The organism is Tenggerimyces flavus (assembly GCF_016907715.1).
GTDB lineage: Bacteria > Actinomycetota > Actinomycetes > Propionibacteriales > Actinopolymorphaceae > Tenggerimyces > Tenggerimyces flavus.
This window is the reverse complement of the sequence record NZ_JAFBCM010000001.1, coordinates 133,642-148,329: the sequence shown is the minus strand read 5'-3', so window position 1 is coordinate 148,329 and position 14,688 is coordinate 133,642. Positions and strand designations below refer to the sequence as shown.

15 protein-coding genes are annotated in these 14,688 nt (G+C 70.2%); 4 read left to right on the top strand and 11 right to left on the bottom strand.

From position 1 onward, the window contains the following. Positions 1 to 223 precede the first annotated feature (223 nt). The 5 genes from JOD67_RS00765 to JOD67_RS00745 all read right to left on the bottom strand — a co-directional run bounded on the left by JOD67_RS00765 (position 224) and on the right by JOD67_RS00745 (position 6,140). Positions 224 to 892: an MOSC domain-containing protein gene (locus tag JOD67_RS00765; protein WP_205113906.1), complete on the bottom strand. Its 669-nt coding sequence runs from the start codon at positions 890 to 892 to the stop codon at positions 224 to 226. A 71-nt stretch (positions 893 to 963) separates the two neighbouring features. Further along, positions 964 to 2,928: an acetate--CoA ligase gene (acs, locus tag JOD67_RS00760; protein ID WP_205113904.1), complete on the bottom strand. Its 1,965-nt coding sequence runs from the start codon at positions 2,926 to 2,928 to the stop codon at positions 964 to 966. A gap of 147 nt (positions 2,929 to 3,075) precedes the next feature. After that, positions 3,076 to 4,737 carry a monocarboxylic acid transporter gene (locus JOD67_RS00755; protein ID WP_205113902.1) on the bottom strand — a complete coding sequence of 554 codons (1,662 nt, stop codon included), beginning with the start codon at positions 4,735 to 4,737 and terminating at the stop codon, positions 3,076 to 3,078. Then, complete coding sequence (locus JOD67_RS00750) at positions 4,734 to 5,072, bottom strand: DUF485 domain-containing protein (protein WP_205113900.1); 339 nt, start codon at positions 5,070 to 5,072, stop codon at positions 4,734 to 4,736. Before JOD67_RS00750 ends, JOD67_RS00755 begins: the two co-directional genes overlap by 4 nt. 246 nt (positions 5,073 to 5,318) lie before the next feature. Next, on the bottom strand, positions 5,319 to 6,140 hold the full coding sequence (locus tag JOD67_RS00745; protein WP_205113898.1) for a hypothetical protein: 822 nt from the start codon (positions 6,138 to 6,140) through the stop codon (positions 5,319 to 5,321). A 147-nt stretch (positions 6,141 to 6,287) separates the two neighbouring features. On the opposite strand from JOD67_RS00745, the gene JOD67_RS00740 reads away from it, so the two are divergent. The 3 genes from JOD67_RS00740 to JOD67_RS00730 are packed head-to-tail and all read left to right on the top strand — an operon-like array spanning position 6,288 to position 7,898. Beyond that, complete coding sequence (locus JOD67_RS00740; RefSeq protein WP_205113896.1) at positions 6,288 to 6,713, top strand: hypothetical protein; 426 nt, start codon at positions 6,288 to 6,290, stop codon at positions 6,711 to 6,713. 5 nt (positions 6,714 to 6,718) lie between these two features. Further along, a complete protein-coding gene (locus tag JOD67_RS00735; RefSeq protein WP_205113894.1) occupies positions 6,719 to 7,279 on the top strand; it encodes a SigE family RNA polymerase sigma factor in 561 nt (186 codons plus the stop codon). Continuing rightward, positions 7,272 to 7,898, top strand: coding sequence for a hypothetical protein (locus tag JOD67_RS00730; RefSeq protein ID WP_205113892.1), 627 nt, complete (start codon positions 7,272 to 7,274; stop codon positions 7,896 to 7,898). Before JOD67_RS00735 ends, JOD67_RS00730 begins: the two co-directional genes overlap by 8 nt. 1 nt (position 7,899) lies before the next feature. On the opposite strand, the gene JOD67_RS00725 is transcribed toward JOD67_RS00730, so the two are convergent. Genes JOD67_RS00725 through JOD67_RS00700 form a run of 6 tightly spaced genes read right to left on the bottom strand, consistent with a single transcriptional unit; the run spans position 7,900 to position 13,425 of the window. After that, complete coding sequence (locus tag JOD67_RS00725; protein WP_205113890.1) at positions 7,900 to 9,648, bottom strand: sodium/solute symporter; 1,749 nt, start codon at positions 9,646 to 9,648, stop codon at positions 7,900 to 7,902. Then, positions 9,645 to 10,031 (bottom strand): hypothetical protein, encoded by a 387-nt coding sequence (locus JOD67_RS00720; RefSeq protein WP_307782225.1) that lies wholly within the window; start codon positions 10,029 to 10,031, stop codon positions 9,645 to 9,647. The genes JOD67_RS00725 and JOD67_RS00720 overlap by 4 nt, the downstream gene beginning before the upstream one ends. Further along, a complete protein-coding gene (locus JOD67_RS00715) occupies positions 10,028 to 10,792 on the bottom strand; it encodes a LytR/AlgR family response regulator transcription factor (RefSeq protein ID WP_205113888.1) in 765 nt (254 codons plus the stop codon). The genes JOD67_RS00720 and JOD67_RS00715 overlap by 4 nt, the downstream gene beginning before the upstream one ends. A gap of 32 nt (positions 10,793 to 10,824) precedes the next feature. Continuing rightward, positions 10,825 to 11,481, bottom strand: a complete 657-nt coding sequence (locus tag JOD67_RS00710) for an NUDIX hydrolase (protein ID WP_205113886.1) — start codon at positions 11,479 to 11,481, stop codon at positions 10,825 to 10,827. Between the two features lie 14 nt (positions 11,482 to 11,495). After that, a complete protein-coding gene (locus tag JOD67_RS00705; protein ID WP_307782224.1) occupies positions 11,496 to 12,677 on the bottom strand; it encodes a sensor histidine kinase in 1,182 nt (393 codons plus the stop codon). Between the two features lie 4 nt (positions 12,678 to 12,681). After that, positions 12,682 to 13,425, bottom strand: a complete 744-nt coding sequence (locus tag JOD67_RS00700) for a class I SAM-dependent methyltransferase (RefSeq protein WP_205113884.1) — start codon at positions 13,423 to 13,425, stop codon at positions 12,682 to 12,684. Here JOD67_RS00700 and JOD67_RS00695 point away from each other — a divergent pair. Continuing rightward, complete coding sequence (locus JOD67_RS00695) at positions 13,424 to 14,686, top strand: NYN domain-containing protein (protein ID WP_205113882.1); 1,263 nt, start codon at positions 13,424 to 13,426, stop codon at positions 14,684 to 14,686. The genes JOD67_RS00700 and JOD67_RS00695 overlap by 2 nt on opposite strands. Positions 14,687 to 14,688 lie beyond the last annotated feature (2 nt).

Here is a 14,688-nt window from a genome sequence, read left to right as displayed (position 1 = left end):
TTCGAAGCCCGTTGCCGGCGTCAATGCCCAGACCGTAGGAAAGTTACTGGGTCGTGTCAGGCAAATAGCCGCGGGCGCCTTACCCGGCCAGTGGCCCCTCTACCTGGCGTCCAGCCCACGTAAAGCGGCCAATGATCATGTTTACATGATCATTGGCCCCAGGGCGGGGCGGGACCGGGCCGGGCCGGACCGGTCGATCCAACCGTCGGACGAAAGATCGTTACTAGTCGTCGAGCTGGAACCCGGTACGCCGGCGGGCGCGCTCCTTGGTCTCCTCGGGTAGTGCGTCCGCGACCAGCAGCTGCGGCAGCAGCTCGGGCTCGAGGGTGAGCGCGCGGAAGACCAGGCCGATCGTGACGTCGTGCTCAGGCCGGTCGAGGACGGTGAGCCGGTCGCCGGCGCGGACCTTGCCGGGCGTCTGCACGCGCAGGTAGGCGCCGGGGATGGCGGCCTTGGTGAACGTCTTGATCCACTGGTGTTCGGCGAGCCAGCCGGCGAACGTCCGGCACGGGATGCGCGGGACCGCGACCTCGAGCACGACCTCGTCGCCGATCTGCCAGCGCTCGCCGATAAGCGCGCCGGTGACGTCGACGCCCGAGGTGGTGAGGTTCTCGCCGAACTGGCCGTTGCTCAGGTCACGCCCGAGCGTGCGGGCCCAGTCGTCGAGGTCCTCGCGGGCGTACGCGTACACGGCCTGGGACTCACCGCCGTGGTTGTCGGTGTCGCCGAGCACGTCGCCGACCAGCCCGCTGCCGAGCCCGCCTTGCTTCGGCCCAGGTGCGCGCACCTCGACCGGCTCGGCGGTCGGCCGCTTGTCGATGCCGGTGAGCAGCAATCCCTTGTCCGGATTGGGACGCGGGTGCGCGAGGTTGACCGTCAGGACCTTCGCCATGCCTAGAACGTTACGGGCCGCGGCCCACCCTCGCCACGCCAATAGCCCCGGCGAGGGCGGACCGCGGGTGCTCAGTCCTCGTCGGACTTGCCGGAGTCGAGGCCGGTCTTGATCAGGTCCATCACGGTCGAGTCGGTCAGCGTGGTCACGTCGCCGAGCTCGCGGTCCTCGGCCACGTCGCGGAGCAGGCGGCGCATGATCTTGCCGGAACGGGTCTTCGGCAGCTCCTCGACCACGAGGATCTTGCGCGGCTTGGCGATCGGGCCGATCTCCTTCGCCACGTGGTCGCGCAGCATGGAGCCGACCTCGTCCGCGTCGCCGCCCGCGGAAGCGGCGCGGAGGATGACGAACGCCACCACGGCCTGGCCGGTCGTCGCGTCCGTCGCGCCGACCACCGCGGCCTCGGCGACCGACGGGTGCGAGACCAGCGCGGACTCGATCTCGGTCGTCGACAGTCGGTGGCCGGACACGTTCATCACGTCGTCCACCCGGCCGAGCAGCCAGATGTCGCCGTCCTCGTCCTTCTTCGCGCCGTCGCCGGCGAAGTAGCTGCCGGGGAAACGCGACCAGTACGTGTCGACGTACCGCTGGTCGTCGCCCCACAGTGTCCGCAGCATCGACGGCCACGGCTGGGTCAGCACGAGGTAGCCGCCGGAGCCGTCCGGTACGGGCTTGCCGGCGTCGTCGACGACGTCCGCCGAGATGCCGGGCAGCGCCTTCATCGCGGCACCGGGCTTGCCGTGGGTCACGCCGGGCAGCGGCGAGATCATCAGCGCGCCGGTCTCGGTCTGCCACCAGGTGTCGACGACCGGGGTGCGGTCGCCGCCGATGTGGGTGCGGTACCAGACGTACGCCTCGGGGTTGATCGGCTCACCCACGCTGCCGAGCAGTCGCAGCGACGACAGGTCGTGCTTGGCGGGGAAGTCGTCGCCCCACTTCATGAACGAGCGGATCGCGGTCGGCGCGCAGTAGAGGATCGTCACGCCGTACTTGGCGATCAGCTCCCACCAGCGACCGCGGTGCGGGGTGTCCGGCGTGCCCTCGTACATCACGCTCGTCACGCCGTTCGCCAACGGGCCATAGACGATGTAGCTGTGCCCGGTGACCCAGCCGATGTCGGCCGCGGTCCAGTAGATGTCGGTGTCGGGCTTGATGTCGAAGACCGCCCAGTGCGTGTACGCGACCTGGGTGAGGTAGCCGCCGGTCGTGTGCAGGATGCCCTTCGGCTTGCCGGTCGTGCCGGAGGTGTACATCACGTACAGCGGCTGCTCGGCGTCGAAGAACTCCGGCGCGTGCTCGGTGCTCTGCTTCTCGACAGCCTCGTGCCACCACACATCGCGGCCCTCGGTCCAGGCGACGTCCTGCTCGGTGCGCTTGACCACGAGCACGCTGCGTACGTCCGGGCACTCCAGCAGCGCCTCGTCGACCGCCGGCTTGAGCGCGGCCGGGGCGCCGCGGCGGTAGCCGCCGTCGGAGGTGATCACGACGCGGGCGTCGCAGTCCTGGATCCGGTCCCGCAGCGCGGTGGCGGAGAAGCCGCCGAACACCACGGTGTGCGGGGCGCCGAGCCGCGCGCAGGCGAGCATCGCGACCACGGTCTCCGGGATCATCGGCATGTAGATCGCGACCCTGTCGCCAGCCTGGACGCCGAGCTCGACGAGCGCGTTCGCGGCCTTGGAGACCTCGTCCTTCAGCTGGGCGTAGGTGATCGTGCGGGTGTCGCCCGGCTCACCCTCCCAGTGGTACGCGACCTTCTCGCCGTTGCCGGCCTCGACGTGCCGGTCGACGCAGTTGTACGCGGCGTTGATCTTGCCGCCGACGAACCACTTGGCGAACGGGGCCTTGCTCCAGTCGAGCGCCTGGTCCCACTCCTTCGCCCACGAGAGTCGGCGCGCCTGCTTCTCCCAGAACGCGATCCGGTCGGCGTCGGCCTCGGCGTACTCCGCCTCGGTGACGTTGGCCGCTGCGGCAAGATCCGCGGGTGGCGGGAACCGCCGGTCCTCGTGCAACAGGTTCGACAGTGCTTCGCTGCTCACGGCTGCCTGCCCCTCTCTGGGTTGCTCAAAGCTGCTTCGAAAGACCTTAGTACGGACCGATAAGAAACCACCCGGCCGGAGGATGGAGGGTGCGGATTCCCGGCCGGGTGGTTTCTTCAGGGGGAGGAGGGAAGTCTCCTTGGTGCCTTAGTGCTGTGTTGCTCCCTCCGCGCCGGATCCGGTCAGCGCGCGGACCTCGAGCTCGTCGTAGCCAGCCTGGGCCTCCGGCTCCTTCGAGGTGATCGCTCCGATCCAACCGAGCAGGAACCCGATCGGGATCGAGACCAGGCCGGGGTTCTCCAGCGGGAACCAGCTGAAGTCGACGCCGAGCGGGAACAGCGACGCGCTGGCCCCGGTCGGCCCGACCTTGCCGGACACCACGGGCGAGAAGATCACCAGCAGGATGCAGGAGATCAGACCGCCGTAGATGCTCCACACCGCGCCGCGGGTGTTGAACCTCCGCCAGAACAGGTTGTAGATGATCGCGGGGAGGTTCGCCGACGCCGCGACCGCGAACGCCAGGGCCACCAGGAACGCGATGTTGAGCTTCTGTGCCGGGATCGCGAGGGCGATCGCGACCGCGCCGATGATGAACGCGGCGATCCGGGCCGTACGCAGCTCGTCCTTCTCCGACGCCTGGCCCTTCTTCATCACATGGGCGTAGATGTCGTGGGCGAAGCTGGACGCTGAGGTCAGTGTCAATCCGGCCACCACGGCGAGGATCGTGGCGAACGCGACCGCGGCGATCAGCGCCAGCAGAATGGCTCCTCCGGTCGATCCGGCGCCGCCGCCCGCTGCCTCGGCGAGCAGGGGCGACGCGACGTTGCCTGCCGATTTGGCGACCTGGGACTCGGGTCCGGTGTCGAGCAGGGCGGCGGCGCCGAAGCCGAGCACCAACGTCATCAGGTAGAACGCACCGATCAAGCCGATGGCCCACGTGACCGACGTTCGTGCCGTCTTCGAGGTGGGCACGGTGTAGAAGCGGATCAGGATGTGCGGCAGTCCGGCCGTGCCCAGGACGAGCGCGAGGCTGAGCGAGAGGAAGTCGATCTTCGAGGTGAGGGTCGTGCCGTACCTCAACCCTGGTTCGAGGAACGCCGATCCCTTACCGGTGTTGCTGGCGGCGGCGCCGAGCAGCTCGGAGAGGTTGAAGCGGAACTGCCAGAGCACGATGACTGTGATGACGACCGTTCCGGTCATGAGCAAGACGGCCTTGACGATCTGGACCCAGGTCGTGCCCTTCATGCCGCCGACCGTGACGTAGAAGATCATCAGCACGCCGACGAGGACGATCGTGATGTTCTTCGCCGCGTCGCCGGTGACCCCGAGCAGCAGGGAGACGAGCGCGCCGGCGCCGACCATCTGGGCCAGCAGGTAGAAGATCGAGACGCCGAGCGTGGAGACGGCGGCGGCCGTACGTACCGGACGCTGGCGCATCCGGAACGCGAGCTGGTCGGCGAGGGTGAACCTGCCGGAGTTCCGCAGCAGCTCGGCGACGAGCAGGAGCGCGACCAGCCAGGCGACCAGGAAGCCAATGGAGTAAAGGAATCCGTCGTACCCGGACAGCGCGATCGCGCCGGAGATGCCGAGGAAGCTCGCGGCCGACATGTAGTCGCCGGAGATCGCGAGACCGTTCTGTACGCCGGAGAAGCTGCGGCCGGCGGCGTAGTAGTCGGCGGCGGTCTTGTTCTGCCGGCTCGCCCACAGCGTCACGTAAAGCGTGATCGCGACGACGATCAGGAACAGCACAATCGTCAACGGGCGATGGGATGTCGAGGTCGCCGCGAGCAGCTGAGTGCCGGCGCTCATGCGCTGATTCCCTTCCGGTATTCGGCGTTCAGCCGGTCAGCGATGGGGTCGAGCGCCTTGTTGGCGTGCCGGCTGTAGAGGAAGGCGATCAGGAACGTCGAGACGAACTGCAGCAGCCCGAACACGAGGGCGACGTTGATGTTGCCGAGGACCTTGGCTGACATGAAGCCGGGCGCCCAGTTGGCGCACACGACGTACAGCAGGTACCACACCATGAACGCGATCGTCCACGGGAACGCAAAGTTGCGATATCGCTTGCGTAGTTCACGAAACTCGCCGCTCTTCGCGATAGACGCGTAGGCCTGCTGCTTCTGTTGGACAGTCGGTTCGGGCACCGCGACCTCCGTGCACGACGGTGTGACGCGTGTCACTGGACGCTCGTCACGCTAAGCAACCAAGGGGTCTTGTGGAAGAAGACGATTCGGACGTCGCGGCGAGTGGTTTGGGAGGAGCGCTTAGCGGACGCCCACACCTCGCCGAACGGTTGTTGCCACGCGATGAACGGCGAGCAAAGCCGCGACGCGAATCGCATGTAGTTGATCATGCACCCACGGTCACTGTCCCGTCCAGGACAGGCCGGGTCACGATCGGTCCAAGAACCTCAGTGCCTTCACCGCGGCGTCGACGCCGGCCTGGGCCTGCCGTGCCAGCTCGTCGAGCTGCCGGCTGGTGGTCTCGTCGGAGGCGGCGGCGTACGCGGTGAGCAGGGTGTCGTCGATCTCCTCGCGGTGCAGCACCGCGTCGCGTACGGCCAGCGTCTGGTCGACCTCGTGCACCGACGCGGCGAACCGCATGACCTCGCCGACCCGCTGCTCGATCGCGGCGGCCGTGGTGTCGGCCGTCCGTGCCTGCTCCGCCATCCTCGCGGCGCCCGGGCCGAGCATCCGGCGCGCCTTCGCCAGGTCCGCCGCCGCCTTCGCGATGCGCCACCGCTGATCCTCGAGCAGGCCCTCCCAACCCGGGAGGTGTCCTTCGCGGGCGGCCCGGGACGTACTGACCTTTCCGATGGCCTCGTTCACCCCGGCGACCATGGACTGGCCGAACTGGTCCAGGTCCACGTCCGGCCGGAGGACGTCCTTGCGGAACGGGCGCGCCTCGTCGAGGTCGGCCTGGCGCCGCAGCTGTTTCGTGGCCACGATCGCCCCCACGGTCAGCCCGGTCGCGCAGATGGCGAAGATCGGCGTCACCATCAGGGCCAGCACGCACGCCACGGCGGTCAGCGCCGCGATCAGGAACACCTGCCGGCGCACTTCCTCCGTCGGGTAGATCCACCACTCGTCGAGGGCGTCGGGGGAGGTGAGCGTCGCGCGTACCTTGGCCGGAACGTACGGCGCGAAGATCGGGAGCGTCCAGTCCACCGATCCCTCCCCAGGTAGGCACACCTCGTCCTCAAGATACGTCACGCCCGTCCCTGGCGCCTCGCGAAGAAATCTCGCGGCGGGCGGCAACCCTTCGGGCATGCTCGTGCATCACCACATCGGGCCCACCGAACGCCTCGGCGGCCGGGCGGGCCCACCAGACTTCTCCTCACCTGGCGGGAGGTGGGTTAGGTGCGACGAGTGCTGGGGCTCGGTGCCGTACTGCTCGCGGTGGCGGTCGCCGCCGTTGCGCCCACGGGTGCGCAGGCGGCCAAGCCGGAGCTGACGGAGATCGCGACCGGCGAGGCGAACGACTTCCGCGCGACGATCACGGCGACCAAGGTCGCGGCGGCGGAGCAGGGTGCGCCACCCGGCGCGACCGCGACCGTCGAGGCGTTCCAGCGCAACGGTGACACCTGGACCTCGGTCGGGAAGCTGCCGATCGGCGACGAGCCCTGGTTCTGGTTCGTGCTCACCGACCTCGGCGCCGTCTGCGAGTTCGCCGTGTCCGACACCCCGCGGCCCGAGGTCTCGGTGAAGCTGCTCGTCACCCCGTCGGTCGAGTGCGCCGAGGTGGCGCGGTTCCAGGTCGAGAACGGCAAGCTGGTCGAGGGCTGACGCCAATGACCGCGCCGGAGGAGAGGGCGACGACGCTGGAGGCGTTGTTCGCCGAACGGTACGCGGAGCTGACCAGGCTCGCGTACCTGCTCACCGGCGATCGGGACCAGGCCGAGGACCTCGCGCAGGACGCGTTCCTGCGGGCGTGGCCGCGGCTCGATCGGCTCCGCAACGCGGAGGCGGCGCCCGCGTACCTGCGCGCCACCGTCGTCAACCTGGTCAAGCAGGGCTTCCGGCGGCGGCTGGTCGAACGCAAGCACGCGCCGGCGCCGATGGATCCGGAGCCGGCGCCCGACGAGCACAGCAGCGCGAGCATGGACCTCGCGCGGATCATCCGCGAGCTGCCGATCCGCAAGCGGGCTTGCGTTGTGCTGCGTTACTACGCGGACCTGTCCGAGGAAGAGACCGCGGCGGTCCTGGGTGTCTCGGTGGGAACGGTGAAGAGCCAGACGCACCGAGCGCTGCGGCAACTGGCCAAGCGGCTGGACGAGACGCCCGGACGCGTGGAGAGCGGTGGCGACCCGCTCTCCACGCGTGCGGGAGACGGGAGGGCTACGCATGAGTGACGACGACCTCGAGCAGCGGATCCGTACGGTGCTGCGCGCCGATGCGGAGAACGCGCGCATCTCGCCGCACGCGTGGACGCGGGTGAGTGCGCGCCTCGCCTCATCCGACACAGACGCCCGGCCGCGTTCCCACCGCGGCCGGTCGATCGGCCTCGCGGTCGCGGGGGTGGCCGCCCTCGCGACCGTGGGAGCCCTCGTCGGCCCCCAGCTGCTGCGATCGAACGAGCCCGAAAGCGGCCGCGCCCCAGTCATCGCCGCGTCGTCGCCAAAGGCCACGGAGTCAGCGGCCTTGGGGCTGGCCTCGGGGCGTCCCCTCGGCAGCTTCTTCATCCGTCCCGAGGTGGACCTGAGGCTCCACCTTTCAGCCACGAAGGACGGCACGGCCACGGTCCAGTTGGCGGCCTACCGCATCACTCCAAAGGCGATCGGGCTCCCGCCCTACGCACGGGAGGAAATCGCGACGGTCGCGAAGCCGACCGACAAGGTGGGCGTGTGCGAGTTCCGTCTCGTGAATGGCCACACCAGGACCGTGACGGTCAGCGTCGCCCCGGCGGGCGAGCCTTGCGGCAAGCCGGTGACCTACGCGATCAGCGACACAGCGCTCACCAAGACCGGCTGAGCTACTTCGTCAGCGGGGGATCGCTGCGGTCGATGTCGATCTGCTCGGGCGCGTGCAGCCGCACCATCGTGCGCGCGACGTCCGAGGCCATCCGGCGCGGCGTCAGCAGGGAGACGACGATCATCACGCCGAACGCGATCGGTACCGTCCACGCCGCCGGTTGGGCGAGCAGCGTTCCCACCCAGCCCGGATGATCGCCGGCGAGCGTCGCGATGACCGCACCACCCGCGAGCCCGCCGCCCGCTATCAGCCCCGCGATCGCACCCACGTCGGTCAGCCGCCGCCACCAGATCCCCAGCACCAGCAGCGGACAGAACGTCGAAGCGGCGACGGCGAACGCCAGGCCGACGATGCTCGCGACCGTCAACCGTTCGGCGATCAGCGCCAACAACACCGGCACGATCACCGCCGCGACCGCCGCGAGCCGGAACTGCGTGACCGCCCAGGCCCGGCGCCGCCCACCCCACCGGAACAGCGGCTGGCTGCCCTGCGACCGTGCGAGGTCCTGCGACAGCACGCCGGTCACCGACACCGTCAGACCCGACGACGTCGACACGAACGCCGCGAAGGCCCCCGCCGTGACCAGCGCCCCGAGCAGCTCACCGCCCAACCCGGGTAACAGCCGCCCCGGCAACTCGAGCACGACGGCGTCCGTCCGACCGGTGAGCAACAGGTCCGGCGTGTAGATCCGCCCCAAAGCCCCATACACAGCAGGGAAAAGATAGAACGCGCCGAGCAGCCCGATCACCGCGAGCGCCGTCCGGCGGGCGGCCCGGCCGTCGGGGTTCGTGTAGAAGCGGACGAGTACGTGCGGCAGCCCCATCGTGCCGAGGAACGTGGCGAGGATCAGCGAGTACGTCGCGTACAGCGGGTGCTCCTGGTCCTCGCCAAGCGGCGCGAGCCAGCTGTCGTTGTCCAGCGAGCGCAGGTCCTGCTCGCCCGGAACGGCTGCCCCCTTGGGGAACGTCATCGTGGCGCCGGCCTCGAGCTCGTGCTCGCCAGCAGCCAGCCGCCGCTGCGTACCGTCGACCGTGACGGTGATCGGCTGCTGGACGCGGACCACGACGTCGGTCTCGATCCGTACCGTCGTCGTCTCCGGGAAGACCGGCACGTCGTGCGCGGAGTTGCCTGGCGCACCGTCGGCTCGCCAAGCCAGGAAGAGGAAAGCGATCGGTACGGCGATCGCGGTGAGCTTGAGCCAGTACTGGAACGCCTGCACGAACGTGATGCTGCGCATGCCGCCGGACGCGACGCTGACCAGCACGATGAGCGCGACGATCACCCCACCGGACCAGACCGGGGCGCCGGTCGCGGTGTGCAGCGTGAGGCCGGCGCCGCGGAACTGCGGCAGCAGATAGAGCCAGCCGATCAGCACGACGAGCACGCTGGCCACGCGGCGTCCCGTGCGGGACTGCAGCCGCGCCTCGGCGAAGTCCGGCAGCGTGTACGCGCCGGATCGGCGCAGCGGACCGGCGACGAGCACGAGCAGCACCAGGTAGCCCGCCGTCCAGCCGACGGGATACCAGAGCATGTCGGCGCCGTACGCGAGGATCAGGCCAGCCGCACCGAGGAACGAGGCGGCGGAGAGGTACTCGCCGCCGATCGCCGACGCGTTCCAGGTGGGGGAGACCGATCGAGACGCGACGTAGAAGTCGGAGGTGGTTCTGGACAGACGAAGACCGAAGGCACCGATGCCGAGGGTGAGCACGGTGACGGCGACGACCGCGATCAGACCCGCGGTGGTGTTCACGAACGTTCCACCAGGTCGGTGAAGTCGCGCTCGTTGCGTTCGGCTTGGCGTACGTAGAACCAGGCGGCCCCGATCAGCGCGGGGTGAGCGAGGACGCCGAGGAGCAGCCACGGAAGCGGCAGGCCGAGCGCGCGGACGCTGGTGAGCTCCGGCGCGAGGGCGAACAGTGCGGGCAGCCCGAGCAGCAGGACGCCGACGACCGCGAGCACGAGCAGGCCGAGCCGGAGCTGCGCGCGGATCAGCGTCCGCATGTAGACCTCGCCGAGCCGCGTCTGCGCGTCGATCTCGCGACTGACGCGTTGCCGCTGCCGCCGCGAGGCGTTCATGCGCGGGCTGGTCACGACGACCCGCTTCGGCGGCGGCTCGGGCCGTTGCTGGCTCACTTGTCCAGCGACCTCGGGTCACCGGCGCCGGTGCGGCCGGGACGGGCGCGGCGAACGAGGATGTCGCGCAGCTCGGGCGTGTGCCGGCGGCTCACCTGCAGCTCGGTGCCGTCGACGCGTACGGTGCAGCGGCCTGCGTCGGTCCGTACCTCGGTCACGTGCGCGAGCGAGACCAGCAGGCGGCGGTGGATGCGGACGAAGCCGGCGGACTTCCAACGTTCCTCGAGCGTGGCGAGCGGGACGCGGACGAGGTGGCTGGTCGTGCCGGTATGCAGCCGCGCGTAGTCGCCGTGCGCCTCGACGTACCGGACCTCGCTGCGCTGGACGAACCTGGTGACCCCGCCGAGCTCGACGGAGATCGTCTCGTCGTCGCTCTCCCGCGGTGGGGCGGGTGTGGCGCGGGCCTTCTCCTCGACCCGGCGTACGGCCTCGGCGAGGCGTTCGGGACGGACCGGCTTGAGCAGGTAGTCGAGAACGTCGAGCTCGAACGCGTCGACCGCGTGGTCGTCGTGCGCGGTGACGAACACGATCGGCGGGGCCTGGGCGAAGCGCGCGAGCACCTTCGCGAGCTCGAGTCCGGTGAGCCCGGGCATCCGGATGTCGAGGAAGATCGCGTCGAGCTGTTCTTGCTCCAGCGCCCTCAGCGCATCGGCGCCGCTGCTGGCGGTGCGGATCGTCCCGACTCGGGGATCTTGCCCGAGTTGGTAGACGAGGTCCGCCAGAGCGGGGGCCTCGTCATCGACCACGAGCACGCGCAGCATGTGCGAAACATAGTCGAACGGGCACGCGGTGCTTAGTCAAAAGCAGCGGGTCTGCCCGGATCGCGGGACATCTCCAGCATCAGCCGCAGCTGGTCGGCGTTGCTGCGCGTCCACGACAGCTCGGGCAGGTCGTCGAGGTCGAAGAAGCCGACGTCGGTGGTCTCACCGTCCAGCCCCGCTTGCGGTTCGGCGTCGTCGAGCCGTTCGACCAGGAAGAACAGCTTGTACGTGTGCCATGGGCTGGCCGCATGCCCGTTCTGCGTACTCGCGTCGTGCACCGCCACGAGCCGCGTCGCGCGCACGTGCAGGCCGGCTTCCTCGTAGAACTCGCGCACGGTCGCCTCGGCCGGCGTGTCGAGCGCGTCCGCCCAGCCGCCTGGCAGCGTCCACTTGCCGTCGCGGCCCTCCCGGACGAGCAGCACCCGGTCGCCCTCGAACAGCGCGCCGCGGACGTCGACCTTCGGCGTCGCGTGCCCCGACTCCGCGGCGAGCGCGCGCCGGAACGGGCCCGCGTCGGTGTCGGCGAGCATCCCGAGCAGCTCCGCCGCCATGGCCTGGATCCGCTCGTACCGCGCGAGGTCGTACTTGTCGGTCCCGTAGTTCAGCCCGTTCTGCGCCATCGCGGCCAGTTCGACCGCGTACGCGTGGATCCGCTGGGCATCGTCCGGAGTGTCCTCGAGTGCGCTCATGATCACGCAGTCTTTCAGGACGCGCGAACGCCCGGGTGAAACTTGGGCACCCGCATGCTGACCTTCGTCCCCGCGCCCTCCGCGGTCTCGACCACCAGCCCGTACTGGTCGCCGAAGACGGTCCGGAGCCGCTCGTCGACGTTCCCGAGCCCGACCGACTCCGACGACGGATCGCCAGCCAGCGCACGCCGAACGCGCTCCGGGTCCATCCCCACGCCGTCGTCCTCGACCGCGATCAGCGTCTCGTTGCCCATGTCCGACGCGGCGATCGAGATCCGGCCCGTTCCCGGCTTGTTCTCCAGGCCGTGCCGAACGGCGTTCTCCACCAACGGCTGCAGGCAGAGGAACGGGATCGCCACCGGCAACACCTCCGGCGCCACCCGCAGCGTCACGTGCAGCCGGTCGCCGAAGCGCGCCTTCTCCAGCAGCAGATACCGGTCGATCGACCGCAGCTCCTCCGCGAGCGTCGTGAACTCGCCGTGCCGGCGGAACGAGTACCGGGTGAAGTCCGCGAACTCCAACAGCAGCTCCCGCGCCCGCTCCGGATCGGTCCGGATGAACGAGCCGATCGCCGTCAGCGAGTTGTAGATGAAGTGCGGCGAGATCTGCGCCCGCAGCGCCCGCAACTCGGCCTCCATCGCCCGGGTACGGGACTGGTCCAGCTCGGCCAGCTCGAGCTGCCCGGACACCCAGCGCGCCACCTCGGTCGCGGCCCGGACCAGGCCGGCCGAGGTCTCCCGGCCGTACGCCTGCAGGGTGCCGACGACGCGTTCCTCCACCGTCACCGGCGTGATCACCGCGTGCCGGATCGGGCAGTCCGGCTCGCCGCAGCGCACCTGGTCCGGCCCCAGCACCTCGGTCTGCCCCTGTGAGATCGCGCCCGAGGCCAACAGCACGGCCTGCCCGTCGTGGTGGTGGTTGCCGGCGCCGTCCCACGCGAGCAGCCTGCTCGTGTCGGTCAGCGCGACCGCCGACGTCCCGAGCAGGGCTCGCAGGTGCCGGACCGCCTTCTCCGCCGACGCGTCGTTCAGCCCGGTCCGCAGCGGCGGCGAGGCGAGCGAGGCGGTGTGCAGCGTACGGAACGTCGCCAGGTCCGCGGGCGTACCGAAGTGCCGCCGCCGGACCATCCTCGCCAGCACCACCGCGACGACGACGGCGACCAGCCCGATCGCGAGCGCGGGCAGGAGGTCCCTCACGGTGTCAACGCACTTCGGCCCGGTAACACATGGTCTTGTACGGCATGACCAGTCCGTCCGGCTGCCGCGCGGTCACGTCGTACAGCCGCCCCACCTTGGCGAGGATCTCCTGCCGGTCACCCGGCGGCAGCGTCGCGACGTACGAACGAGACGACGCCAACGCCAGCAGCGAGTCCTTGTCCAGCTGCTGCCAGAGCCGGAACTCCGCCACCTCGATGTCCCGGAACAGCCTGCTGTCGTCGACGGCCTCGACCAGGCCCTCGGAGTTGTCGCCGCCCGTGGACAGGATGGTCGACAGCCGGCGCACCCAGGGGACCGACTCGTCGCGGATGTTCCACACCAGGCCGAACATGCCGCCGGTCTTCACCACCCGCGCGATCTCGTGCAGCGCCGGACCGGTGTCGAACCAGTGGAACGCCTGACCCACTACGAGCGCGTCCGACCTCGCCGTCCGCAATGGGATGGCTTCCGCGTTCGCCTGCACGGCCGCGACGCCCCGGCGGATCCGGCGGGTCAGTTTGTCGATCATCTGCGCGGACGGCTCGACGGCGACCACGAAATGGCCGAGGTTGACGAGCTGCTCGGTCAGCCGGCCGGTCCCCGCGGCGAGGTCGACGACGCGGGCCGGACCGTCGGTGCCGACCAGCCAGCGAACGGCCGCTTCCGGGTAGCCCGGGCGGCTGCGCTCGTAGACGTCCGCGACCGAGCCGAAAGACCGGCCCTGTCGCCGTCGTACCGACTCGTCCATGGTTCCGGTGATCGTACGCGACGCGGGCGTCGGACCTGCGGACATTCCCCTCGGCGTCGAATCTCGGCCGTTCGGGCGACCGCGCGCGAGGGTGTCCTGGGTCACGTCGGCACTTCGGCTGATCCGGCGACCGAACGCCGGGATCGACGATCGGGACATGACGACCTCGCAGGCCACGCCTGCCCTCGCACGCTCCACCTGGCGGGCCCGTTGGCCTTCCTGGGTGGGCTATGCCGCGGCGATCTGGTCCCTGGCGTACGGCATCGCCGGAACGTATTGGGCGCTCGGCGGAGCCGCGTACCCGTTCGGCCTGCACTGGGATCCATCCGGCAAGCCGATCTCGATCCTCGATCCCGTTCCGCAAGAGACGTTCGCGCCCATCCTGGCCGGGGTCGGGTTCGCCGGCGCGGTCGTGGGTGTCGCGATGGCCCGGCTCCGGCGCGGCGCGGCGCTCGCCGGCTTCGCGGCGGTGCTCGGGGTCGCGCTCGCGGTCGTCGTCCCCGACTACCGACCCTTGATGGCGGTCGCGCGAACGCCGATCATCCTGGTGGGACTGCCGTTCGGGTTCCCGAAGGGCGTCACGGTGGCGACGTTCGTCGAGTCGATGTTCACCTGGCCGGTCGTCAACCAGCTGCTGTTCATCGGCGGCGGTGCGCTGTGGCTCGCGACCGGCGCGGCGTTCTGGCGGCGGACGCGGTCTGCCTGCGAGAACTGCGGTCGTACGACTCCTCCGACGCACTGGACGTCGCCGGCCGCGGCCGCCCGGTGGGGCCGGTGGGCGGTTGGCCTGGCCGTCGCGGTGCCCGTCTTCTATGCGGCGACCCGCTGGTCGTGGGCGTTGGGGATCCCGCTCGGCGTGGCACCGCGGTTCCTCCGGGCCGAGGCGGCGGAGACGCCGGAGATCTGGCTCGCCGGCGCCATGCTGGCGACGCTCGCGGTCGGCGGTGCCGTCCTCACCCTCGGCCTGGTGCAACGCTGGGGCGAGATCTACCCGCGCTGGATCCCGTTCCTGCGCGGCAAGCCGGTCCGGCCGCGGACCGCGATCATCCCGGCGACGCTCGTGGCCTGCCTGATTCCGGGCGCCGGACTGATGGAGGTACGCCGGAACCTCCCCGCCGTCGTCGCCGGCGGACTCGGCGACACCTGGGGCGTGATCGTGCCGGGGATGCTGTGGCCGATCTGGGGTGCCGCGCTCGCGGCGGCGACGCTGGCGTACTACTACCGGCGCCGGGCGGCATGCGGTGCCTGTGCCAGGACGTAGAG

What these genes read in the sequence shown, in the direction of transcription:
- JOD67_RS00765 (WP_205113906.1), bottom strand. Translation starts at nt 892, where the DNA reads ATGGCGAAGGTCCTGACGGTCAACCTCGCGCACCCGCGTCCCAATCCG.
- JOD67_RS00755 (WP_205113902.1), bottom strand. Translation starts at nt 4,737, where the DNA reads ATGAGCGCCGGCACTCAGCTGCTCGCGGCGACCTCGACATCCCATCGC.
- JOD67_RS00735 (WP_205113894.1), top strand. Translation starts at nt 6,719, where the DNA reads ATGACCGCGCCGGAGGAGAGGGCGACGACGCTGGAGGCGTTGTTCGCC.
- JOD67_RS00730 (WP_205113892.1), top strand. Translation starts at nt 7,272, where the DNA reads ATGAGTGACGACGACCTCGAGCAGCGGATCCGTACGGTGCTGCGCGCC.
- JOD67_RS00715 (WP_205113888.1), bottom strand. Translation starts at nt 10,792, where the DNA reads ATGCTGCGCGTGCTCGTGGTCGATGACGAGGCCCCCGCTCTGGCGGAC.
- JOD67_RS00710 (WP_205113886.1), bottom strand. Translation starts at nt 11,481, where the DNA reads ATGAGCGCACTCGAGGACACTCCGGACGATGCCCAGCGGATCCACGCG.
- JOD67_RS00695 (WP_205113882.1), top strand. Translation starts at nt 13,424, where the DNA reads ATGGTTCCGGTGATCGTACGCGACGCGGGCGTCGGACCTGCGGACATT.
- JOD67_RS00700 (WP_205113884.1), bottom strand. Translation starts at nt 13,425, where the DNA reads ATGGACGAGTCGGTACGACGGCGACAGGGCCGGTCTTTCGGCTCGGTC.